1 protein-coding gene is annotated in these 581 nt (G+C 57.5%); it reads right to left on the bottom strand.

Annotated elements, in window-relative coordinates:
- On the bottom strand, positions 1-581 hold a 581-nt coding region (locus tag CSQ91_RS28410), incomplete at both ends, for a GTP-binding protein (protein ID WP_257217513.1).

Raw genomic sequence — 581 nt, 5'->3', positions numbered from 1 at the left:
TTTGCCAGAACTTGACCACGTTGCACGTCTTCACGCTTGGTGCCGCGCAGCAGCAGACCAACGTTGTCGCCAGCTTGACCTTGGTCCAGCAGTTTGCGGAACATTTCCACGCCGGTGCAAGTCGTTTTGACGGTATCGGTGATACCGACGATTTCGATCTCTTCGCCGACTTTAACAATGCCGCGCTCGATACGACCGGTCACAACGGTACCGCGACCCGAGATCGAGAACACGTCTTCCACTGGCATCAGGAAAGCACCATCAACAGCGCGCTCTGGCGTTGGGATGTATGCATCCAGCGCATCGGCCAGACGCAGCACTGCGTCAACGCCCATTTCGCCTTCTTTGCCTTCCAGCGCCATACGTGCCGAACCTTTGATGATTGGCAGGTCGTCGCCTGGGAATTCGTACTTCGACAACAGCTCGCGCACTTCCATTTCAACCAGTTCCAGCAGCTCTGCGTCGTCGACCAGGTCGCACTTGTTCAGGAACACGATGATGTATGGAACGCCAACTTGGCGGGCCAGCAGGATGTGTTCGCGGGTCTGTGGCATTGGGCCGTCAGCTGCGGAGCACACCAG

The organism is Janthinobacterium sp. BJB301 (assembly GCF_002735685.1).
Classification (GTDB): Bacteria; Pseudomonadota; Gammaproteobacteria; order Burkholderiales; family Burkholderiaceae_D; genus Janthinobacterium; species Janthinobacterium lividum.
This window is presented reverse-complemented; position numbering and strand designations above follow the sequence as displayed.